Genomic DNA, 22,406 nt, shown 5'->3' on the forward strand with positions numbered 1-22,406 from the left:
TGTTCCCGGCCCCGCCGCCGTCCCGCTGTCGCTCTCCGTCGACCGGCTCATCGAGGCCGTCCTGGCCGGTGAACACGGCCCGCTGCCCGCCGAACTCATCGCGACCAGCGTGTTCTGGATCCACCACGGAACCCGCCTGGCCGGCGGTGACACCACCTATCTCAACCAGTACGTCCTGGTCCGCGTCGGCGGCACCTTCGGCGGCTGCGCGTTCGAGGCCGGCGAACTCACCCCGGCGATCTGCCGCGACCACTCCGGTGCGCCGCTCGACGTCCTGCTGCGCGACGCCCCGCGCCCCCTGCGGATCGCCGCCCTCGACGCCTACCTGGCCCACACCCGCCCGCACCGGGTCGCGGCCGAGGAAGGGGACGCCGAGCCGGTCGGCCTCCCGAGCGGCACGCCGGAAACCCGCGCGACGGCCCGCGACGCGGCCATCGCCGGTCTGCTCGACATCGAGGAGGGCGCCGAGGTGGGCCTCATCGGGGTGGTCAACCCGCTGGTCGCGGCGATCCGCGAGCGCGGCGGCGTGCCCCTGCCCTGCGACTTCAACCTCAAGGCGACCCAGTGGGGCGACCCCGTCACCGACGACATGCACGAGGTGCTCGACCGCGCCGACGCGGTCGTCGCCACGGGGATGACCCTGAGCAACGGCTCCTTCGACACGATCCTGGAGCGCTGCCGCCACCGTGGCATCCCGCTGATCGTGTACGCGCAGAGCGGCAGCGCCGTCGCCCGCGCGTTCCTCGGTTCGGGAGTGACCGCCCTGTCGGCGGAGCCGTTCCCCTTCTCCCAGTTCAGTGCCGAGGAGACCGTCCTGTACCGCTACCGCACGGTGGGCGGCGCGGCATGACCTCCGCCACGCGCCGGGCCCACGCCCCCCGGACAACCCACGCGGCCGCGCCACTCGACGCCGAGACCCGAGCCGGTACCGGCCAGGCCGTCGATACCGGCCACGCCACCCGTACCGGCCACGCCACCGGCAGCGGCCATGCCGCCGGTACCGGCCACGCCCCCTGTCACCACGGCGAACTCCTCCAGGGCGTCTTCCTCGACGCCGACGGACGCAGGTGCGCGGGTCTCGTCACCCTCCCGCTGGCCGGCCCCGGCAGCCGGGCCGACTTCGTCCGTCGGCCCGGCACACCGCCCGAGGCACTCACGGTCCTCCCCGCCGACCGGGGGAAAGCCGCACGCGCCGCACGCCTCGCGGTGACGGAGTGCGCGCGGCAGGTCGGACTGCTTCCCAGCGGCGGGGAGTTGCTGCTCTCCGGAGACGTACCGGTGGGCCTGGGCATGGGCAGTTCCACCAGCGACGTGATCGCGACGGTCCGTGCGGTCGCCGACTCGTACGGGCTTCGCCTGGCCCCCGACGCCGTCGCCCGCCTCGCCGTCCGCGCGGAACGGGCCAGCGATCCGCTGATGCTCGACGCCCGCCCGGTCCTCTTCGCCCAGCGGGAGGGCCGGATCCTGGAAGTCCTCGGTCCGGCCCTCCCGCCCCTGGTCGTCGTGGGCTGCGTCCTCGGCGGGGGAGCACCGGTCGACACCCTCGCCCTGCCCGTACGGGAGTTCACCGGCGCCGACGTCCAGGAGTACGGGCGGCTGCGCGCACTCCTGCGCCGTGCGATCGCCACCGGGGACGTACAACTTCTGGGGCAGGTCGCAACGGCCAGCGCGCGACGCGGTCAACAGGCCCTGCAGCAATCGGAGTTCGAGGACCTGAACGCGATCGCCCGGCGATTCGGGGCGGCAGGCGTACAGATCGCGCACAGCGGCGCCGTGGCAGGCGTCCTGTTCGACCCGGCCGCACCCGGGGACCTCCGTTCTCGCCTCCGCGCCTGCCGCCACGCCCTGAACGCCCACGGCATCCCCACCACCCGCACGTTCACCACCAAGGAGCTGCTCGATGGACCAGCACGTCGCCGAGGCGATCGGCCGGCCCGACCTGATACGTCTCGGCGACCGTCTCGTCTGCCTGCGCTTTGAGACGATGAAGGTGGTCTCCGCGCTCGCCGCCGTACGCCACCTCCTCGACACCGGAGTCGTACGCCGCGGGGACACCCTGCTCGACAGCTCCAGCGGGATCTACGCGTACGCCCTCGCCCTGGCCTGCCACCGGCACGGCATGCACTGCCACGTCGTCGGCTCCACGACCGTCGACAGGACCCTGCGCACCCAGCTCGCCGTACTGGGCGCCACGCTCGAACAGATGGAACCCTGCGACGACCTCAAACTCGACCAGAAGCGACGCGTCGAACGGATCCACGAGATCCTCGCCGCACACCCCGAGTACCACTGGATGCGGCAGTACCACGACGACATCCACTACCTCGGCTACCGTGGCATCGCCGACCGCATCCGCGAGGAGACGGGCACGGAGCGACTCACCGTCGTCGGCGGAGTGGGCTCGGGCGCCTCCACGGGCGCCCTCGCGCGCTACCTGCGCGACGCCTCCGGCGGCGTGTCGGGGAACGTGCCGGGCCGTGCCGCACACGGCGCCCCGACCGATGTCGAACTCATCGGCGTCCAGCCCTACGGCAGCCTCACCTTCGGCGCCCAGCACACCTCCGACCCCGAGATCATCATCGCGGGCATCGGGAGCTCCATCCCCTTCGGCAACGTGTCCCACGAGCTGTACGACACCCTCCACTGGATCTCGTTCGACGCGGCCCTGTCCGGCGCCGTCGACCTCCTGCGCCGCCACGCCGTCTTCGCGGGCCTCTCGACCGGCGCCGCCTATCTCGCCGCCCGTCACGAACACGACCGCGCCCCCGAACGCACCGTCCTCTTCATCGCCCCCGACACCGGCCACCGCTACACCGACACCGTCTACGCGCGCCACCGCGAAGCGGCGCCCCTCGCCCACCTCGCCCCCAGGGACATCGCCGACCAGACCGAACTCGCCCTTCCCTGGTCCCGGATGCCCTGGAACCGCACCCCGAGCCCACCACTCGGCGCCTGACACCCCGACCCGACCCGACCCGACCCGGCCCGACCCGACCGACCCGGGCCCAGGAGCAGGCCTCCGTACGCCACTATGGGATGTTTGCTGTGATCTACGCCTGATAGAGGCGGAAAGCGGGGAACGGTGCGAAACGGTGGCGGTTACGGCGAGGACTCCACGCAACAGGGCGACGGCTGGCTCCGCCTTCTGCTGTACGTGGCGTTCCTCCTGCTCCTGGGCTCCGCCCTCACCCGCTTCCTGATCCGGCACACCGGCGAGAACCTCGCCCCCTGGGTCATCGCCCTCTCCGCCACCCTGGCGGTGCTCTACGTCGTCGAACCGCTCCTGGGCCCCAGCCCGACGAAGCGCCGCTACGTCTGGCTCGGGGCGGTCGTCGCCGTCTGGATGGCGCTGGTCTGGCTTGCGCCGAGCTTCGGCTGGTGCGCGGTCCCGCTCTTCTTCATCGGGCTGCGCACCCTGCGGCCACCGGCCGCGATCGCGCTCATCGCGCTGATCACCGCGGCCTCGGTGACCGCCCACCTGCGGCTGGCCGGTCGGCTGGACGTCGACGTGTTCCTCGCGCCGCCGGCGATCGCCGCGATCGCCGTGGCGGTGTTCGTCCAGATGGACCGCCAGGCGCGGCGCCAGCGCGAGCTGATCGACGACCTGATCCGCACCCGGCGCGAACTCGCCGCGATCGAGCGCCGCGAAGGCACCCTCGCCGAACGCCAGCGCCTTTCCATGGAGATCCACGACACCCTGGCCCAGGGCCTCTCGAGCCAGCAGATGCTGCTCCAGGCCGCCGACCGCGTCTGGGACACCGACCCGGCGACGGCACGCACCCATGTGCGTACCGCCACCGCGATCGCCGAGCACAACCTCGCCGAGGCGCGCCGCTTCGTCCACGACCTGGCTCCGGCCGACCTCGCCGACGGCGACGGCCTCGACCAGGCCCTGCGGAGGCTCGCGGAGCGCGAGACCTCCCACCGCCTCACCGTCCGCTGCCACATCGACGGCACCCCCGTCGAACCCCTGCCCGAGCGCGTCCAGTCCGCGCTGCTCCGCATCGCCCAGGGCGCCCTCGCGAACGTCCGCGAGCACTCCGGCGCGACGACCGCGGCGCTCACCCTGACGTATCTCGACGACCAGGTCGTCCTGGACGTCGCCGACGACGGCCACGGCTTCGACCCCGCGGCCGAACCCGCCACCGGAGCGACGGCGGCCCGGGGCCGAGGAACGGATCGGGAGGGGAGGACGAGGGGCGGTGAGCCGGCGGGCACACGCGGCCACGGCCTCCCCGCCATCAGGACCCGCACCCGTCAACTCGGCGGCACTCTCACCATCGAGTCCCTCCCGGGCGAGGGCACGGTCCTCTCCGCGGCGATCCCCGTCCGCGCGGCGACGACCTGACCCGCCACCGTCCCGCACCACACGGACGGGCTTCGCCGGACGTCGATCCGGCGCTCCCCAGCGCGGTACGCCGGCGCGCCGTCAGATGCCGCAGCTGGACGCCGACCAGAAGCGGCCTGCCCGGTGGTCGAGGTGGGTGTGGTCGCCGTGTCCGGGGTAGCCGGGGCCGAGGATCCCGTTGAAGCCGTGGTTGCGGGCCTGCTGGGCCAGCAGGCACAGCGAGTGGGGTCCTGCGCCGAGGTCGGCCGCGTCTCCGTAGAGATGGCGGCTCGAGGCGGCGCCGCCGACCGCGTCGTTGCAGGCCTGGCTGCGGAAGCCGCTGGTGACGCGGATGCTCTGGTCGCCGAGGGCGTGCCGAAGGGCCTCCAGCTTCCACATCGTGCGCAGGGCGTTGGACTTGGCGGTGGCCGCGCTCACGGCGCCGCCGGCCCAGGTGGTGTTGCAGTCGTTGAGCTCGGCGTAGGAGAAGTGGACGGGAGTGCAGTCGTCGTCCTGGAGCGCGTAGATCTTGCTGAAGGTCGCGGGGCCCGCGACACCGTCGGCGGCCAGCCCGTAGGCGGCCTGGAAGCGCTTGACCGCGGCCGCCGTGCCCGGGCCGTACTCGCCGTCGATCGCCAGCACCCCGCCGTAGCCGGGATACCCGGCCACGCGAATCTGCAGCGCCGTGACATCGGCGCCAGAGGCGCCCTGGGAGAGGGTGCGCGACCAGGTGTAGCAGCCGTCGGCCTGGGCGGTGCCCGCGGTGGCCATCACTCCACCCACCGAGGCAGTCATGATCATGACAAGTGAGAGAAGTAGTCGGAGCGGCAGGGAACGCAGGGGGCGTCGGGACATCGATCCTCCATGGCCTCACGAATCCGAGGTGACTCAGGGCTGAGAGTCCCCCCGAGACTGACGGCCCGGTCGACGCGCGTCAACCACACCCGAGCAGGCGTCATTTGTCGGGCCAATGGCGCCCGGATGAACGGGACGCCGCTCCGGCCGCCACCGCCACCGCCACCGCCACCGCCACCGCCACCGCCGGTGGTGGTGCCGGAGGAGGCGGTCGTGAGGGGGAGGTCGAGGTGACCCCGTAGCGGGCGTCCGTCCCCCACCCGCCGGGGAGGTCGTTGAAGGCAGGCGTTGAAGGCAGGCCGTCGCGGGCGTCAGGACATGAACCCCCGGAGCGTCGCCTGCCACCTCGCGCACCACAGCACGCCCTGCGTCACCCCCAAGGCGCGCGACCGACAGGAGTCGTCGGCGATCCCCGGCAGTGTCTTCTCGACGACGGGCAGAAGGTCCTGAGCGAACGCGCTCCCCGGACGGAAGTCGAGGTATCTGCTCCTGCGGGTGGCGGGCTCCCCGCCGTACATCTCCGTATGACGGTCCCTGACGCTCTCCTCCGTCGCCTCCAGCAGCCCCCGGGCGTGGTCGGCGGTCACCTCCCCGAGTGCGCAGGCCGTCACCCGGTCGCCGCCCTCGTGTTCACGGGCGAGGCAGCCGTCGCGCAGGGTCTTCGCGAGCAGTGCGGCCGGGTCGGCGGCCAGCGCCTCCCGTACGTACCCGTCGACGTGCTTCACCGCCCCGGCGACGACGAACGGCTCCACGTGAAGCAGCAGATCCTGCAGCGCGAACAGGCCGCCCGCGCCGGACGACCGTACGCGCCGCGCACGCTCGTCCAGGATCCCGGCCATCAGTTCCCGCAACGGCTCCGATGCGGCCACCTGCCTGGTCACCTTCGGGAACGGCGTCAGACAGTGCCGTGTCACGGTGTACCCCAGGCTTCCCCGTACGGCTCCGGTCAGCTCGCCGCGGATCGGCTCGCGGAAGCCGGGGTCCGCCAGCACGGACTCGACACCGGCGGTCCCTCGCCGCTGGATCCACTGCAGGGCGTAGACACCCTGTTCGTCCGCCGGCTCACCGAGCGGCATCCCCACCCGCCGCATCAGGGCGAGCAATCCGAGATCGAACCCGACGCCCCAGAAGTCGCCTCCCAACGACCGGGTCTTCAACCCGACCAGCGGATCGCGGGCCTCACCCGCCGCACGCGTCAGGGCGGCAACCGATGCCACGACCGGTTCCAGCCCGGCGACGGGCTGCCGCAGGCCCGCGTACCGCGTGAACAACCGCGTCAGCCAGGCGTTCGCCCTCTCCGCCGACTCGAGCGAGGAGGGTTCGGCCGTCCCCGTGAACCGCTCCAGGAGTCCGACGCGCGCCGACAGCGCGAGCCACGCCTCCGCGGCCGCCGTCTTCGCCGCAGCGGAAGAACCCCCCGGCTCCGGAAAGTGGGTCCTCAGACGGTCGGCGGTGTCGGCGTGCTCCGCCAGGTCCCGCTCCAGCGGCCCGGCCCATGCCTCCCAGACGGACACCGCAGCTCTCTCGAATCCGCCGTTGCGCAGCAGCAGATGAAAGATCTCCGTGTGCGTGTCGTCCACGGTCGGCGGGCCGCCCACGCCCGGCGCGAGCTCGACGGCGAACGACGACGGGATGTCCCGCTGCCGGGGTTGCGTGCCCCCGTCGTCGACGACCGACGTCGGCATCGCGTTCTCCGCCCGGCACCACTCCAGGGCGAGCCGGCGATAGCTCTCGTACGCGTGGCCCTCCGACGAGCGTGCGGCGAGGTCCGTGCGGTACTGCTTGAGCAGCTTCTCGTCGACGACGCCCAACTCGCGGAACTCCGAGACGAGCTCCCGCAGAGCGTCCTCGTCGATTCCACCCAGCCGCCGCTCGGCCGTCCGCGCCTCGACGTACAGCGGCCTGGCCATGGCGACGCTCCCCTCCGCGGCCACGATCCGCGCGCCCTCGTCCAGGGCGTACGGCAGCAGTTCGGGCTGATTCACGGTCAGCTTCCGCAGGCTTGAAAGGAGTCGGGTCGCGGCCCTGCCCGGCTTCGTCGCCGCGGTCTTCGCGCAGATCCGCAACGGGGCCAGCAGGCCCAGCGCCTCCCGTGCGAGCCCGGGGTGCGCACGGCAGACCCTGGTCAGGAGGTCCAGAGGCCGGATCGGCGCCCTGCCCACGGGCGTGGCCTCGCCGGCGTCCGGGTCCAGACCCAGCGCCCGCGCCACCGCGTCCTGAGCCCCGACGGCCCGTGCCACGGCAAGACGTACGAAGCGTTCCTCGCCGTCCAGCAGCGGCGAGAGGTAGTGCCGCGCGGTCACCCCTTCCTCGTCCGGACCGGCGGGCGGACCCGCGAGGACCGCACCCGCGGCGAGCAGCTGCCGCGCACCGGCGGGCTGCCGAGGCGCGGGGCTGCCGGCCTCCGGTGCGCCGGCCGTGGCGTACTCGGCGCACGTCGCGAGGAAGGCCTGATAGACGGATCCGGAGTCGGCCGGCACCTGCTGGGACGAACCTCCCGAAGGGGCCTCCCGCTCGTCGTAGAGGACCGCCATCGCCCTGATTCCCTCGGACCAGACGGGCCGGGGCACCGCGTCGTACGCCCCGGCCCCCTGCCGGCCCCGCGCCTCGGCGAACCGGAGGTCGTACAGGCTCACCGGTGCCGCGGGGCCCTGATGGCGCAGGTCGGCCACCATCCCGTACATCCGCCCGCCGTGCCCGAAGGAGAAGCCCGCACGTTCCCCGCCGATCCGCCCGCCGAAGGACCGCACCACCCGCTCGACATGCGCACCCGACGCGAACACGGCGCCGTGGAAGGCGGAGATCCCCTCGCGCAGGCCCCGGCCTCCGGGCGCGGGGGAGCAGTCCGGCCGTACGTACACCGCACGGTCCAGCTGCTCGACCCCCTGTTCCCCGCCCAGCGAGACGAGCGCCTTCCGCCACCGCTCGAGGAGGCCGGTGCCATGCGGATCGAGGAGCACCGGATGCGGGATCACGACGACGGCGTCGTCCAGCGCGCGCTCCTCCCCGTCGAGCCCCGCCACGACGAGCGCACCGCCCGGCCGGGCCACCACGCCCGTGAGCACCCCGGCCCGCTCCACGTCCGCCCCGGTCCCGCCGTACGGCGCGACCACCGCGTACCGCAGGGCGCGCCGCCAGTACGGGTCGGGCCACACCTCCCGTATCAACGCGGCGGACACCGGCAGGGATCGCGTCATCCACCGCTCGACGCTCGTGAGCACCCCGGCGGCATGGTCACCGATCCACTCGGCCAGCGCGGTCAGCTCCCGCACCACCGGCTCGGCACCGAGCGAACCCGGCACCTTCTTCAGCTCCCGCCCGGCCGCGGTCCGGCACCGCACCACAGGCTTCGGCCCGGATCGGAGATCGAGTGTCACCTCGTGCTCCCCGACAGCCCTCCACACACCGTTCGAACTCATCGCCCTACCCCCGTCGTGCGTCGCCGCCCCAGGAGTCCGAGCAGCTGACCACAACGTACCGGGAGCCACTGACAACGCCCTCCGCCGAGGTGCGCCGGCCGTCGGACGACCCTGATCGGCAACCAGGGCTCGCCGTCCGCCATCCGCAGCGCGCACCCCGGCGCGCCCGTGCGGCTCCCGCCGGGCTCACCGGCCGTTGTCAGACCCTCGCGAGAGGATCTCCTCATGACGACGATTCCCGCCGATGAGGCGCTGTCCGGCCTGTCCGGCCTGCCCACCGTGTCCGACCGCGCCGCGTACGAGGCCGCTCTCCAACACCTCCGTGAGGCCTCGCAGTCCTACTACGCGGACGGCGACAGCGCGATGGACGACACCTCGTACGACCGGCTTCGCCTCGCCGTCCTGGCCTGGGAGGAGCAGAACCCCGCGGAGGTCTCCCCGGACAGCCCCACCGGCCTCGTGGCCGACGGCGCCGCCCCGGCCGGCGACGTCGCGCACACCACCCGACTGCTGAGTCTGGACAACGTCTTCGACGCCGAGGGCCTGGTGGCCTGGGGCGCCTCCGTCGAGCGTCGCCTGGGCCGCGCCCCGGTCGGCGGATTCACCGTCGAGCCGAAGATCGACGGAGCGGCCGTGGCCGCCCGCTACCGCGACGGCCGCCTGGTGCAGGTCGTCACCCGCGGCGACGGCAGGCACGGCGAGGACGTCAGCCATGTGATCGGGCAGATCGACGGCCTGCCCGAGCAGCTCGCCGAGCCGGTCACCGTCGAGGTCCGGGGCGAGGTCGCCTTCACCCAGGAGCAGTTCGAGACGGCGAACGAGGTCCGCACCGCCCACGGCGCGCAGGTCTTCGTGAACCCGCGCAACGGCACGGCGGGCACGCTGAGGGCGAAGGGCCGCCCGTACCGGCTCCGGATGACGTTCTGGGCGTACGGGGTGGTGGAGCTGGACGGCGTTCCGTTCCTGCCGGCGGGTGCGACCCACGCCGAGGCGCTGGCAGCCGTGGCCGACGCCGGGGTGCAGACGACCGCGGCCTCGCCTGCGGGCCTGCTCGTCGTCTCCGACCTGGCCGCCGCCCAGACGCAGGCCGACGCCGTCGCCGCGATGCGTACGGAACTCCCCGTAGGCATCGACGGACTGGTCATCAAGCTGAACGACACGTCCGAGCAGGAGGCGGCCGGCCTCGGCTCCCGCTTCCCGCACTGGGCCATCGCGGTCAAGCTGCCCGCGATCGAACGGCAGACGGTCCTCGAGGACGTCGTGTGGGAGGTCGGCCGCACCGGCGTCCTGGCCCCCACCGCCATCCTCACCGCCGTCGAGATCGACGGATCGACGGTCACCCGTGCCACCCTGCACAACCCTGCGGACATCCGCCGCCGCGACCTCCACATCGGCGACACCGTGACGGTGTACAAGGCGGGCGACATCATCCCGCGCGTCCAGGCGGCGGTCGTCCCGCTCCGCCCGGCCGGAGCGACGCCGGTGCCCCTGCCCGAGGCGTGCCCCCGCTGCGGCGGCGAGATCAACACGGCGCAGGAGCGTTGGCGCTGCGCGAAGGGCACGGCGTGCGCGCTCCCGGCCCTGATCGAGTACGCCGCCGGGCGCGAGATGCTCGACATCGACGGCCTCGGCAAGACGTACGTGGCGGCTCTGGTGGAGTCGGGCGACGTCCGCGACGTCGCCGACCTCTTCACACTGACCGTCGAGCAGCTGACGGCCGCGTCCGGCAGCGCCAAGCGGGGAGCCAAGCTCGCCGAGCAGATCGAGGCAGCGAAGGACCGCCCCCTCAACCGTGTCTTCTGCGCCCTGGGTGTGCTCGGCACCGGGCGCAGCATGTCCCGCCGCATCGCCCGGCACTTCCGCACCATGGACGCGATCCGGCAGGCCGACGCCGTCGAGATGCAGGACGTCGAGGGGATCGGCCCGGAGAAGGCCCCGGTCATCGTCGAGCAGGTGGCAGCGCTGGCCTCCGTCATCGACAAGCTGACAGCGGCGGGTGTCACCATGACCGAGCCCGAGGACGCGTCCGCAGCCCAGGGCGGCGGCCCGCTGGAGGGCAAGGTCGTCGTGGTCACCGGAAAGATGGCGGGCCCGCTGGACGGCTTCGGCCGCTCCGAGATGAACGCCCTGATCGAGAAGGCCGGGGGTCGCGCGGGAAGCAGCGTCAGCGCCAAGACGTCCATACTCGTGGCAGCCCCGTCCGCGAACGGCAAGCCGAGCTCGAAGGCGGTCAAGGCCGCCGAACTCGGCGTGGAGGTCCTCACCCCGGAGGCCTTCGCGGAGCGGGTCGCCGAGTATCTGGCCTGATGGCTTGCCGGCCTGATGGGCCGATGAGCTGATGAGGGAGGGGGCGCGGCGGTTCGCCGCGCCCCCGGGTCGCCGCGGGGCGACGATGAAACCTCATGCCGAAGGCGCGGAGCCCACGAACCGACGCACCCCGCTCTGCCGGCGCGCACGACTGCTCCGTGGCTGTCGCCTCGATCGGGATCGGGAGCACGACAACCGATGAGTTCGTGCGCCCCGGCCGGTCCACCCTTCACCACCCAAGCGTCCAAGGAGCGGCAGATGACCGAATCGACGACATTCGACCTCGGGCCGCAGACCCGCGTCGTGGCCCGTCTCGCGGCGGCGGTCCCCGACGAGCGGCTCGCCGACCCGACGCCCTGCCCCGACTACGCGGTCGGGACCCTCCTGGGCCACCTCACCGGACTTGCCGTGGCCTTCCGCGACGCGGCCCGCAAGGACCTGGGACCCACGACGAGCACGGCCCCGGACACCGCTCTGCCCTCCCTCCCCGCCGACTGGCGCGAAGTGCTGCCGCAGGTGCTGGGTGAACTGGCCGAGGCCTGGAGGGAACCGTCCGCCTGGACGGGCATGACCCGTGCGGGCGGCGTGGACCTGCCCGGTGAGATCGCGGCGGCGGTCGCCGTCGACGAGCTGGTGATCCACGGCTGGGACCTGGCCCGGGCCACCGGCCAGGAGTACACCCCGGACGACACCGCGCTGAGGGCCTCGCACGCGTTCCTGCTGGCGGCCGCGGAGGACGAGACCCGCGGCGGAGGCATCTTCGGACCCGTGGTGGCCGTCCCGGGCGACGCACCGCTCCTGGACCGGGCGGTCGGTCTGAGCGGCCGGGACCCGGGCTGGACGCCACCGGCGGCCCGTGCCCGGTGAGGGAGTCGGCCGGCGGGGGAGAGGGACGGCGGGATGCGGCGGCGATCGCGTCGTCCCCGCCGTCCTCGCCGCCCCACGGACGCGTCAGTCGTGAGCAGGAGCGTGGGCAGGAGCAGGAGCAGGAGCAGGAGCAGGAGCAGGAGCGGGTGAGGATCCAGTGCCCGGCCCCACTGCGTCCGCGAGTGCCAGAGGCGTCACGGTCCGGAGGAACGGCACGATGACCACGAGCGTGGCGACGGCGAACACGGCGAAGGCGGCGCGGATCCCGAACCACTCGGCCAGTAAGCCGACCAGACCGGCGCCGAGCGGCATCGCGCCCCAGCTGAAGAGCCGGGCCGCGGCGTTGTACCGGCCGAACATGGCGTCGGGGACGAGACGCTGACTGATGGTCCGTGAGTTGACCGTCCACAGGATCCCGCCCACGCCACCGACGAAGGCGCCGCCGGCCACGACCCAGAGGCTCGTGGAGAACACCGGGGCGGCGACCATGGCGGCGGTGCCGATGAGGTCGGCGAACATGGACCAGCGCCGGCCGAGCAGACGGTTGACGCTCGTGACGGTGAGCGCGCCGACCAGGCCGCCTGCGCCGAGGGCGCTGAGCAGCAGGCCGTACTCCCGTGTGCCGAGGTCCATCAGCGAGGTGGCGACCAGCGGCATCAGCGCGAGCCAGGCTCCCCAGCAGGCGGAGAGCACGGTCAGGGCGAGGGCCATCAGCCGCAGCAGGCGCTGCTGCCAGAGGAAGCGGACGCCCTCGGCGATGCGCTGGTTGACGGAGCCCGCCGGGCGGGTGCCCGACGCCGGCTTGAACCGGCCCACGAGGAGAAGCAGGATCAGCGTGCCGACGAGGTAGCCGACTCCGGTCCAGCCCAGCGCCACACCGGCGCCCGCGGCAACCAGCAGGCCGCCGACGAACGGCCCGCAGAACTCGTTGCAGGCGGTTTCGGCGCCTGCCACCCACGCGTTGGCCCGCTCTCGCCCCGCCGGGGCCACCAGGGAGGGTACGAGCGTGGCGGCGGAGGTCAGCGCGACCACCTCGGCGACGCCGAGCACCAGTCCGGCGACGTACAGCGCGGGGACGGTCACCGCCTCGCGCAGCGCGAGCGCGAGCAGTGCCGTGACCACGAGCATGCGCGCCGCGTCGGCGATCCAGAGCAGCAGCCGCCGGTCGAAACGGTCCACGAGGACGCCGACGTGGAGGGCGACGAGCAGCCACGGCAGCGTGAGGGTCAGCGCCACTCCGGCCACCTGGGCCGGGGAGTCGGTCAGTCGCGTCGCCATCAGGGGCAGGACGACCTTGGTCACGCCGTCGGCGAGGTTCGTGAGCGCCGTGAACCCCACGAGGACCGCGGTGTTGCGGTTGCTGTGATCGTGCGGAGCCGCCGTGCTCGTCGCCTTGGCCGGCAGCCCACCACCTCCTTTCCCCGCCGTCGCCTTGGCCGACTGCTGATCGGTCACCACGCCGTCCATGACTAACCCCCTAAGCCTCTTTGATGGTCAGTATGGCAGGGGTATCGTGGGAACGCAGTACCGAACCGGCCATTCGTCATCGAGAGATCGACGGCGGACGGACAAGACAACTCCCCATGGAAGGCGGCGCGTTCGTGCTCGACCCGTCCCCGGCCGCCGAGCTCATCGAGGCCTTCACCAACACCGTCGACCTGGAGAGCGGCGACGACGACGTCGCCACGCCCGCCCGACTGGCGGACTGGCTGACGGGCCGTAACCTGGCGGAACCCGCCCTCCGGCTGACCGCCGAGGAGCACGGGGCCTTCCTGGCGCTGCGTGCCGGCATCAGAGAGGCCCTGGACACCGACGACCCGGTGGCACCGGACCGCCTGGCCCCGGCCGACGCGGTACTGGCCGAGGTCCCGGTCCTGGTCTCCCTCGGGACTCCGGGCACACCCCTGACCCCGGCCCCAGGCGGTCCCCCCGCGCGTACCGCCCTGGCCCTGCTGGCGGTCGCCTGGGCGGAGGTCGTGCTCACCGGCCGGATCCACCGGCTCAAGCGCTGCGCGGAGCACACCTGCGGATGGGTCTTCTGGGACGCCTCGAAGAACCACAGCCGCCGCTGGTGCTCGATGCGCGTGTGCGGCAACCGCACCAAGTCACGCCGATACGTGGCCCGGCAGCGCGACTGAAGGGACGCGGTGGTGTGGCGTGTTGCGCGCGCGATTCCTGGTGTACGAGGGCTGTTCTTCCAGGCCCCGAGGCCCCACGATGCTGCTGACTACTCGTGCGTAACACGTCGTAGGGGGAAGTGTGTTGAAGCCCGGTTCCCGGATCGCCGCCAGGATCGCCGTTCCGATGCTCGCCACCGTCATGGCGTTGCTCGTCCCCACCGCCACGGTCCGAGCCCAGGCGCCCGTACGGAGCGCCGCCGCCCACACGCCGGTCGTGTTCGTCCACGGCTACAACGCCGACCCCGGTGTGTGGGGCGGCCTGCGTGCGGACCTGAAGGCCGACGGATACACGGACGGCGAGCTGTACTCCTTCGGCTACGACACGCACCGGTCCGTGAACGAGGTGCTGTCCGGCGAACTCGCCGCGTACATCGAGGGCGTGAAACGCCAGACCGGTGCCGGCCGGGTCGACCTCGTCGCGCACTCCTTCGGCAGCCTCGTCACCCGCTGGTACACGAAGTACGACCCCGCCGGCCAGGCCTCGGTCGCCCACTGGGTCTCCCTCGCCGGTCCGAACCACGGCACGAGCACCGCATGGGCCTGCGCCCTGTGGGACCAGGCATGCCGCGACATGACTCCCGGCTCGTACGTCCAGAAGGGCCTCGCGTCGGGCGACGAGACGCCCGGGAGTGTCCGCTACGCCACCTGGTGGTCCCACTGCGACGAGGTCATCAACCCCGACAACAGCGTTCCCCTGACCGGCGCGACCAACAACGCGGCGGGCTGTCTGGCCCACAACGACCTCCTCGGCGACGACACCGTCTCCCAGGGCGTCCGGGCGTTACTCCGATCCTGAGGAGCCGGGCGGCTTCTCGCCCTCACGGTGACGCCGGAGGAACAGCTGGGGGTGCTGGGTGCACGGCTGTACGACGCGATCGGCGGCGCCTACACCGCCACGCGACGTACGGATCCGCGGATCGCCGCGCAGATCTGGGGCGCACTCGGGGACGCGCGGACGGTACTGAACGTCGGGGCAGGCACCGGCTCCTACGAGCCCGCCGACCGCGAGGTGACCGCGGTCGAGCCGTCGGCGGTCATGCGCGGGCAGCGGCCTGCCGGCTCGGCGCGATGTGTGGCCGCCGCAGCGGAGAGCCTGCCGTTCTCCGGCAGGTGGGCGGCGCGGAACGGTGACCTGACGGGCCTCGACTCGGCGGATCTCGGCCTCCGCCTGCTCATGACATGAACCGCGTCCGAGCAGCCGCATCGGCGGCACAGCTGCCCTGGAGCGATGCGCCGGTCATGCGCGGCGCCCCGCTCTCGTTCACCTGTGGTGCGGCATCACAACGCGGTCAGGCGGAGGTCCCCGGCCCAGCTGTCACAACGGACCCGGCCGGTGGGAAACGAAAGCTCCAGGGCGACGCGTCCGGTGTGCGGCTCGTGGTCTTCCCGCACCGCCAGGACGGTTTCCCCCACGTGCTCCGCGAACGGGGTCTCCTTGCCGATCGCTCCCACCGTCACGAGTCCCGACTCGCCCATGTCGTAGCCGGCGTGCGGCTCCGACATCTCGACGATCAGGCACCAGTCCGATCCGGTGGTGATGAGGACGGCGGCCCCCTGGTCGTCGACCAGCCACACATCCAGCGGGCCCTCGGGGGCGGCACCGCCGTACACGTGCCACGACCCCACGACGTGGACGAGCCGACGCCCGACCAGGCTCTGCGCGCTCACCCCAGCACCGTGCAGGGGGCACGTGTTCGGGTCGACCGACTTCATCGACGAACAGTACCCCCGACCGGGCTTCCAGCTCGTGGCTTTGTGTGTGGGGGGGCAAAGCCTCAGGCCTGGAGGAGCCTGCGCTTCTGCTCCTCGAACTCGGCGTCGGTGAGTACGCCCTGGTCCCTGAGCTCGCCGAGCTGCTTCAGCTGATCGATCTTGCTCGACATGTCGGAGGCCGCCGGAGCGGGCGCGGCCGCAGGGGGCGGGGGCGGTGGCGGAGCCGCGTACTGCGGTTCCTGCTGTGCCGCCCATCGCCCCTGCTGGCGGCGGCTCACCCGGTTCGATACGGCGGTTGCGGTTCCGGCGACGACGGCCGTACGCGCGACACCGCGGAGGAGGCCTGGCATGGAGGTTCCCTTCTTTCCTCGACTGACGTCGGGCGACGCTCAGCCGGCGTCGTCCGTGCTGTCGAGCGCGGCCAGGAGGGCGGGAACCGGGATCCGCCCGGAGGCGACCACCTGGGCACCGCCGCGGGAGAGGGCCGCCGCGAAGGGCGCGGCCCAGCGGTTCTCGTAGACGAGGACGCCGGCGGAACTGCCCGGCTCCAGGGCGCTCGCGGCCTCTTCGAGGTCGTCCTGACCGAGGAGTCCGGAGGACACGCCCTCGAAGACGGCCAGGTCGAGCTCGCCGTCACCGGTGAGGTCGGCGATCTCCAGGCCGCTCACGGATCCGTCCTCCTCCTTCCTGACGAACGTCAGGTCGAGGATGCGAATGAGTCCGCGGTCCACGAGATCGACCAGGAGGGGGAGGCCCTCGCCGGTCATTCGACTGCCGGGGAACTCCACGATCAGGTAGTCGATCGGTCCCAGTTCTTCCGCTTCGTCGTTCACGGCGCAACCCCTGGTGTCGTGGCTCTCTCGGTGGATCCATTCCATCACCGGGCGGGTCCCCGCGCATGTCGGTACGGATGAGGCGCACCCCGACCCCCGACCCCCGAGCGAGAGCCCGACCGCGACCGCGACCGCCGTTCGAGGTCCGACGTCCGAGGTCCGACGTCACGTGAAAACGGTTGGCGGGCCGCGGGCGACCGTTGCTAGCCTCGCGGAGGCCGTGCGAGAGAAAGAGGAGGTGGTACCCGTGAACGCAGAATCGACATGGGTGCTCCCCTCCGGGGTCACGGTCGGGCGATAGGTCGTCCGGGAGCGCCTTTCACGAGCCCTCCCGAAAGGCACGACCGTGCACTTCACTTCCGAACGGCGTCTCGACGACGGCGTCCTCGAGCGCGAATTCACCCTCGGCGAGACTCCCGGCACCCTGTGGACGCCCGTATCCGCACGGGCCCCGCTGGTCCTGATGTCCCACAACAACGGCCTGCCCAAGGCGGACCCCCGGCTGGTGGCCCGGGCCCGGTACACCGCGTCGCGCGGCTACGCGGTGGCCACCATCGACGCCGCCGGATGCGGCGACCGTCCCCGCTCCGCCGCCGACGAGCAGGTCCGCGCCGAGCTCCGGCGGGCGATGCGGGCCGGCGAGCCGGTCGACGAGATCTTCGAGTCCCTCATCGGCCCGCTGGTCGAGAACGCGGTCCCGGAATGGCGGACCACCCTGGACGCCGTCCTCGAGCTGCCGGGGATCGGCGGCCGGGTCGGGTACTCCGGGGGCTGGACCGCGCTCGGGATCCGGCTGGCGGTGGCAGAGCCGCGCATCGCCGCCGCGGGGTTCTTCGCCGGGGGATTCGTGCCCCGTGCCCAGCGCGAGGAGGCCCGGCAGGTCACCGTTCCCCTGCTGTTCCTGTTGCAGTGGGACGACGAGGGAAACCCCCGGCAACGGGCCCTGGACCTCTTCGACGCCTTCGGCAGCAAGGAGAAGACCTTGCACGCCAATCTCGGGGGACACACCGGCACCCCGAGGTTCGAGCTGGAGGACGGGTGCCGGTTCCTGGACCGGCACCTGAAGTGACGCCGGGCCGTCCGGCGCGCGGCAGACCGTAGCCGGCGCCGGCCAGGCCGCCGCCGTCAGGACCGGTCCAGGCCCTCCTCGACGGCGGCGGCCGCCCTGCGTACCCCCTGAGCACCCCCTGAGCCTCCCCGTCCTGCCCCGCACGGGACAGGCGACGCCCGTCGGCCCGGTCAGTCGCAGTCGTACGTGAACGTCGCGTCCGACGAGTGGGCGGTGGGGGAGGTGATCACGAGCCGCGCCACGGCCTGGTGGGTTCCGGGCCCGTGGAAGGTCCACAGGAGGTGGAGCCGCGCCTCCTTCTGCCCGCGGGCCAGCTTCTCGCGCAGGGCCCCGGACCGGGTTCCGTCGCTGCGTTCCCAGCGGTACGTCAGGGTGCCGGGCCGCCCGTCCGTGCGGACCAGGCCCACCACGTCCGCCGTGCCGTCGCAGGCGAGCCGGGGCCCCGGGGCGCTGACGGTGACGCCCCGCACGGCGACGCCGGGTCCGTACTGCCGCCAGGCGAGGAAGAGCAGGACGGCGACCAGGACGACGGCGGCGAACGCGTAGCGCCAGGGCCATCGCGAGCGGGCGGGTCGCGGAGCGGGGACGCCGGGGAGCGTGCCGTGCCAGATCTCGACGACCGTGGGACTGTTCTCGGCCCGCCGCAGGGCCGCGGCGGTCACGCCCGGACCGAACCGCAGCACGTCGCCCTCCACCCGGTCGGGTGCCGCCTCGGGCGTCGGACGCTCGAACCAGTGGCTGCCGAGCTCGGTGGCGCTGTAGTCGTCGTCGTTCATGAGATCGTGCACCGCCGGATGAAGATCTGCTGCAGGGAACCGCCGTTCGAGGCGGCGGGGTACGTGGTCGCGCGCAGGCCCCAGTAGCACCCGGCACCCCGGACGTCGTGGGCGAGCGCGAGGGTGTACCGGGTGGCTCCCTCGCGCTGGTAGGTCTCGGAGCCGTCGGGCGCGCCCGGTGTCCCCTTCTCGTCCCCGGTGAACCACTCGATGTGGATCGTCACCGGCCCCGTTCCGTCCGTCGTGACCTCGACGCTGCCCGAGGCCGTGGTCGACCCCGTCTGGCGCAGGCTCGTGACGGAGACCGCGGTCACGGCGACGGGCGCGGGAGCGGAAGTCGTGGTCGTGGGCGTGACGGTCGGAGTGGTCGAGGGGGGCGGGGACGTGGGCGTCGGCGCGGTGGGTGATGTGGAGCCGGACGTGGGCGTCGGGGGAGAGGTCACGGTCGGCGTCGTCGCCGTGTCGTCGGTGGGAGGCGCGTCGGAGACGCTCGGCCCGGTGCTCCCGGAGGGGGAGGGAGTCGTCGTCGTGGCGGACGGAGAGAGTTCGGGGCCCGGGGACGACGGCGATGGCGACGGCGGTGCCGCGTCGGGCCCCGGCGGGGACGTGTCCGGCCCGGTGCTCGTCGTCGCGAAGGCCTCGGCGGCCTTGTCGCCGTTCGTCGCCTCGACGCCTGCTCGCGCGGCGAGGGCGAGCAGCAGCGCGAGGACGAGCGCGGCCGCACCCGCCGGCACCCCGCGAGGGAGACGCCACAGGGAGCTCGGCGGCGCCGGAAGCGTGGTGGTGGCGAGCGCGGTCGTGCCCTCCGACGCGCCGCCGCCGGAGGAGGGGAACAGCAGAGGCAGAAGGGCGGCCAACGTCGCAAGCCGCCCCCGGCCGCGCTCCTCCCAGCCCGGGCCGTAGGCGGCCGTGGCGACCGCCTCCAGCTCGGTCACGAACGCGGCGGCGTTCTCCGGCCGCTCGTGCGGGGACTTGGCCAGACCTCTCCGGATCAACGGGCGCAGCGGCTCTGGCGCCTGCCCGTCGGGGACGGGCGAGTCGATGTGCTGCAGAGCGAGTTCCGCGAAGTTGTCGCCGGAGAACGGCTTGCGGCCGGTCAGACACTCGAAGAAGGTCGCCGTCGCCGCGTAGACGTCGGCAGCCGGGGAGGCGGGAGCGCCGTTCCACTGCTCGGGCGCCATGTAGGCGGGCGTGCCGGCGACGCCCGGTGTTGCGCCCCGGCCGGCCGCGATCCCGAAGTCGACGAGCTTGGACGAGCCGTCGGCGGCGACCAGAACGTTCTCGGGCTTGTAGTCGCGGTGCACGACACCGGCCCGGTGGGCGGCGGCGAGGCCCAGGAGCGAGCCCTTCAGAACGACGAGAGCGGCCTCGGGTCCCGTCGACCCCTCCCGCGCGATGAGGGCGCGCAGGGCGACGCCGTCGACGAGCTCCATCACGATGGCGGCGCCTCGGGGCGCCTCGACGTACTCGTACAGCCCGACGACATGCGGACTGTCCAGGGCTCCGAGCAGCCGTGCCTCGGACCGGAACCCCCGCACGAAGGCCTCGTCCGAACGGAACCGCTCACTCAGGTACTTCACGGCGACCGGCAGGCCGGTGGCGTCGTGCATGGCAAGCACCACGCGCCCGCTGCCGCCGGCACCCAGCTCCCGGGCCTCGGTGTACCCCGGCACCACCCATGCGCCCATGCCCGTCCCCCTGACGCCGTGGCCGACTTTCCCCCTGACAGGGACAGATTCTCGCCACGGCCGGTTCCCCGGGGAAGGGGGCAACCGGGCCCGCTCCTGAACACGGCCCACGGGAGGGGCCCTTGGGAAGCCGGAGGCCCGGGGGAGGGCGCCGACCGGGCTGACGGTGATCGACTGACGCGCAGGGAGCGACGTACTGGCCGGGCCCGCCGCCCCGTCAGGAGCACCCGTACGCGCCACCCGTAAGTGCCATTCGTACGCGCCACTCGTACGTGCCACTCGTACGTGCCACTCGTACGTGCCCGCAGTCCCGGTCGCCCCGCTGACGGCGGCGGCCGTGCGGCTGGTGTACGCCCCTGCCCGCCGCCCCCGCCGCCCCCGCCGCCCCCGCCGCCCCCGCCGCCCCCGCCGCCCCCGCCGCCCCCGCCGCCCCCGCCGCCCCCGCCGCCCGTACCCGTCGGAGTCCACCGACCGCAGCGGCTTCGGACCGCGGCGACCGGGGCGTCGCCCGTCCCAGAGGCGCGCCGCCCCCCCCTGACGGGGGTCCGGCGCCCCTCCGCGTGACGCGTCCCTCTTCGTAAGGCGAACGCCTGCTCCGAGTGGAGTCCTTGAGTGGTGCGCCTCCCGCGGTCGACGCAAGCTGGCGCCGCCGACCTCGCCGGACAGCGCGGCGGGCGGCCACGCCCACGCGCCCCGGCCCCGAGCGGCGGGGGACGTCCGAGAAATGGGATCACATGGCGGAACACGACATCGGTCCGGACGACCCGCGCTCCGTTCGCGGGACCGTCAAGGCCGTACGGCGCCGGGCGGCGCGACCCGACACCCCGTCGGGGACTCCCCGCCGCGCACGCACCAGGACGGCGCTCGTCGCGGCCGGCCTGGCCGTGCTCGGCGCCCTCAGCCCCACCCCCGGCAGCGCCCTGTCACCCCCTGCCGAGGGGCCCCGACCAGGACACCCGGCACGGTTCGTGCCCGGCCCGTGCCCCGAGACGCCGGAGCCCATCCCCGGGCGGTGCGGACTCCTGGAGGTGCCGGAGAACCGCACCCGCAGGAACTCCCGGACCATCCGGACGACCGTCGCGATCATCCCGGCCGCCTCGGCGACGCCCGCCGCGGACCCCGTGGTGTTCATGGAGGGCGGTCCCGGCGGCGACGCGATCGGGGCCATCCCCTTCCTGATCGCCTCCCAGGTGAACAGGGACCGCGACCTGATCGTCATGAGCCAGCGCGGCGCCCTCCACTCGCAGCCGAACCTCGCCTGCCCGGAGCTGGACCGGTTCAACGCGGCCGCCGTCGGTCTGCCCTACGACGCGCCGTCGACCGGCCGAGGGCTGGTCCGCGCGGCGAAGCAGTGCCGGGACCGCCTGACGTCCGAGGGCAACGACCTCGCGGCCTACAACACCACCGAGAACGCCGCGGACTTCGCCGACCTCCGCAAGGCCCTCGGCATCAAGAAGTGGAACGTCTACGGCTACTCGTACGGCACCGACCTGGGCCTCACCTACCTGCGCCGGCACCCCCAAGGCATCCGCACGCTGGCGATCGACTCGGTCGTGCCGCCGCAGACCGTGAGCCTGCCGTGGGCCTGGGACAGCGCCCAGGAGGGGATCAACGCGATCTTCGCGGCATGTGAGGCCCAGCCCGCCTGCGCGTCCCGCTACCCGAACCTCTCCCGCACGCTCACTGAGCAGGTCCGGCGGCTGGAGGCGAACCCCCTGACGCTGACCGTACCGCCGCCGGGCGGCGGCACCCCGGTGAAGGTCGTCCTCGACGGTGGCACGCTGGTGAACCTGCTGGTCGCCAACGGCCGACTGGTCCCGTCCGCCGACGTCCCGGCCGCGCTCCACGAACTCGCCGCCGGCAACCCGGAACGACTCGCGCGGGCCCAGGCCGCCGGCGCGACGCCCGCCATCGGCGAGTTCGCCCACGGGCTGACGCACTCGGTCGCCTGCGCCGAATGGGCGCCGGGACACTCGAAGCGCGACCTGTTGGAGGCGGGCCGGCGGGCCTTCCCCGGCTTCCCGGACTCCGTGCTCGCCCACGCGCCGCAGCTGCCCTTCGAGCACGACCTGTGCCGCGCCTGGAACGTACCGGACCGCACCGCGGTCCAGCGGGTCGCCACCCACAGCAAGGTGCCCGCGCTCATCATCACCGGGACCTTCGACGCGAAGACCGGCGCCAGCTGGGGGCCGTTCGCCGGCCGCACCCTGCCCCGCTCGACCGCCGTGGTGGTCCCCGGGATCACCCACTGGGTGGTGCCCCAGGAGCCCTGCGCCGCGTCGGTCCTGGTCTCCTTCCTGGCCCGGCCGACCGCGCCCGACACGCGTTGCGTGGCGGGTGTCGTGCCCAAGCCGTTCACCATCATCCCCTGA

Annotated in this window: 18 protein-coding genes and 1 pseudogene; 11 read left to right on the plus strand and 8 right to left on the minus strand. The window is 73.2% G+C overall.

The genetic code is table 11. The features are described from left to right. The first annotated feature begins 25 nt into the window (after window positions 1-25). The 4 genes from ACFQ79_RS23625 (at window position 26) to ACFQ79_RS23640 (ending at window position 4,348) form a co-directional block, all read left to right on the plus strand. Complete coding sequence (locus ACFQ79_RS23625) at window positions 26-850, plus strand: Rossmann-like domain-containing protein (protein ID WP_383586640.1); 825 nt, start codon at window positions 26-28, stop codon at window positions 848-850. Next, window positions 847-1,980 (plus strand): GHMP kinase, encoded by a 1,134-nt coding sequence (locus ACFQ79_RS23630; RefSeq protein ID WP_383586586.1) that lies wholly within the window; start codon window positions 847-849, stop codon window positions 1,978-1,980. The genes ACFQ79_RS23625 and ACFQ79_RS23630 overlap by 4 nt, the downstream gene beginning before the upstream one ends. Continuing rightward, a complete protein-coding gene (locus ACFQ79_RS23635; RefSeq protein WP_383586588.1) occupies window positions 1,901-2,956 on the plus strand; it encodes a pyridoxal-phosphate dependent enzyme in 1,056 nt (351 codons plus the stop codon). Before ACFQ79_RS23630 ends, ACFQ79_RS23635 begins: the two co-directional genes overlap by 80 nt. A 126-nt stretch (window positions 2,957-3,082) precedes the next feature. Beyond that, window positions 3,083-4,348: a sensor histidine kinase gene (locus ACFQ79_RS23640; RefSeq protein ID WP_383586590.1), complete on the plus strand. Its 1,266-nt coding sequence runs from the start codon at window positions 3,083-3,085 to the stop codon at window positions 4,346-4,348. A gap of 81 nt (window positions 4,349-4,429) precedes the next feature. Here the strand turns inward: ACFQ79_RS23640 and ACFQ79_RS23645 are convergent, their stop codons facing one another. Both ACFQ79_RS23645 and ACFQ79_RS23650 read right to left on the minus strand, forming a co-directional pair. After that, entirely contained in the window at window positions 4,430-5,128 is a 699-nt protein-coding gene (locus ACFQ79_RS23645) for a D-Ala-D-Ala carboxypeptidase family metallohydrolase (protein ID WP_383586592.1), read from the minus strand. Window positions 5,129-5,493: 365 nt separating this feature from the next. Then, window positions 5,494-8,559, minus strand: coding sequence for a DUF4132 domain-containing protein (locus ACFQ79_RS23650; RefSeq protein WP_383586594.1), 3,066 nt, complete (start codon window positions 8,557-8,559; stop codon window positions 5,494-5,496). Window positions 8,560-8,826: 267 nt separating this feature from the next. On the opposite strand from ACFQ79_RS23650, the gene ligA reads away from it, so the two are divergent. Both ligA and ACFQ79_RS23660 read left to right on the plus strand, forming a co-directional pair. Next, a complete protein-coding gene (gene ligA, locus ACFQ79_RS23655; RefSeq protein ID WP_383586596.1) occupies window positions 8,827-10,908 on the plus strand; it encodes an NAD-dependent DNA ligase LigA in 2,082 nt (693 codons plus the stop codon). A 258-nt stretch (window positions 10,909-11,166) separates the two neighbouring features. After that, complete coding sequence (locus ACFQ79_RS23660) at window positions 11,167-11,775, plus strand: TIGR03086 family metal-binding protein (protein WP_383586598.1); 609 nt, start codon at window positions 11,167-11,169, stop codon at window positions 11,773-11,775. Between the two features lie 84 nt (window positions 11,776-11,859). On the opposite strand, the gene ACFQ79_RS23665 is transcribed toward ACFQ79_RS23660, so the two are convergent. After that, window positions 11,860-13,242 carry an MFS transporter gene (locus ACFQ79_RS23665; RefSeq protein WP_383586600.1) on the minus strand — a complete coding sequence of 461 codons (1,383 nt, stop codon included), beginning with the start codon at window positions 13,240-13,242 and terminating at the stop codon, window positions 11,860-11,862. 116 nt (window positions 13,243-13,358) lie between these two features. On the opposite strand from ACFQ79_RS23665, the gene ACFQ79_RS23670 reads away from it, so the two are divergent. The 3 genes and pseudogenes from ACFQ79_RS23670 to ACFQ79_RS23680 form a co-directional block, all read left to right on the plus strand. After that, the gene (locus ACFQ79_RS23670) at window positions 13,359-13,913 is read left to right on the plus strand and encodes a CGNR zinc finger domain-containing protein (protein WP_383586602.1); all 555 of its coding nucleotides are present in this window, start codon (window positions 13,359-13,361) and stop codon (window positions 13,911-13,913) included. Between the two features lie 121 nt (window positions 13,914-14,034). Further along, entirely contained in the window at window positions 14,035-14,751 is a 717-nt protein-coding gene (locus ACFQ79_RS23675) for an esterase/lipase family protein (RefSeq protein WP_383586604.1), read from the plus strand. 9 nt (window positions 14,752-14,760) lie between these two features. Continuing rightward, window positions 14,761-15,060: pseudogene (locus ACFQ79_RS23680) on the plus strand (MerR family transcriptional regulator); the annotation flags it as partial. Window positions 15,061-15,233: 173 nt separating this feature from the next. On the opposite strand, the gene ACFQ79_RS23685 reads toward ACFQ79_RS23680, so the two are convergent. The 3 genes from ACFQ79_RS23685 to ACFQ79_RS23695 form a co-directional block, all read right to left on the minus strand. After that, window positions 15,234-15,623: a hypothetical protein gene (locus ACFQ79_RS23685; protein ID WP_383586606.1), complete on the minus strand. Its 390-nt coding sequence runs from the start codon at window positions 15,621-15,623 to the stop codon at window positions 15,234-15,236. Window positions 15,624-15,730: 107 nt separating this feature from the next. Continuing rightward, on the minus strand, window positions 15,731-16,018 hold the full coding sequence (locus tag ACFQ79_RS23690; RefSeq protein WP_383586608.1) for an SHOCT domain-containing protein: 288 nt from the start codon (window positions 16,016-16,018) through the stop codon (window positions 15,731-15,733). 39 nt (window positions 16,019-16,057) lie between these two features. Further along, on the minus strand, window positions 16,058-16,501 hold the full coding sequence (locus ACFQ79_RS23695; RefSeq protein ID WP_383586610.1) for a DUF6325 family protein: 444 nt from the start codon (window positions 16,499-16,501) through the stop codon (window positions 16,058-16,060). Window positions 16,502-16,847: 346 nt separating this feature from the next. On the opposite strand from ACFQ79_RS23695, the gene ACFQ79_RS23700 reads away from it, so the two are divergent. Continuing rightward, window positions 16,848-17,570, plus strand: coding sequence for an alpha/beta hydrolase (locus tag ACFQ79_RS23700; RefSeq protein WP_383586612.1), 723 nt, complete (start codon window positions 16,848-16,850; stop codon window positions 17,568-17,570). Between the two features lie 170 nt (window positions 17,571-17,740). Here the strand turns inward: ACFQ79_RS23700 and ACFQ79_RS23705 are convergent, their stop codons facing one another. Continuing rightward, window positions 17,741-18,346, minus strand: a complete 606-nt coding sequence (locus ACFQ79_RS23705) for a hypothetical protein (protein ID WP_383586614.1) — start codon at window positions 18,344-18,346, stop codon at window positions 17,741-17,743. Beyond that, window positions 18,343-20,034: a serine/threonine-protein kinase gene (locus ACFQ79_RS23710; RefSeq protein ID WP_383586616.1), complete on the minus strand. Its 1,692-nt coding sequence runs from the start codon at window positions 20,032-20,034 to the stop codon at window positions 18,343-18,345. Before ACFQ79_RS23710 ends, ACFQ79_RS23705 begins: the two co-directional genes overlap by 4 nt. A gap of 734 nt (window positions 20,035-20,768) precedes the next feature. Here ACFQ79_RS23710 and ACFQ79_RS23715 point away from each other — a divergent pair. Further along, window positions 20,769-22,406, plus strand: a complete 1,638-nt coding sequence (locus ACFQ79_RS23715) for an alpha/beta hydrolase (protein ID WP_383586618.1) — start codon at window positions 20,769-20,771, stop codon at window positions 22,404-22,406.

Origin of the sequence: Streptomyces sp. NPDC056480 (assembly GCF_042795405.1) — a bacterium.
Taxonomy (GTDB): Bacteria; Actinomycetota; Actinomycetes; order Streptomycetales; family Streptomycetaceae; genus Streptomyces.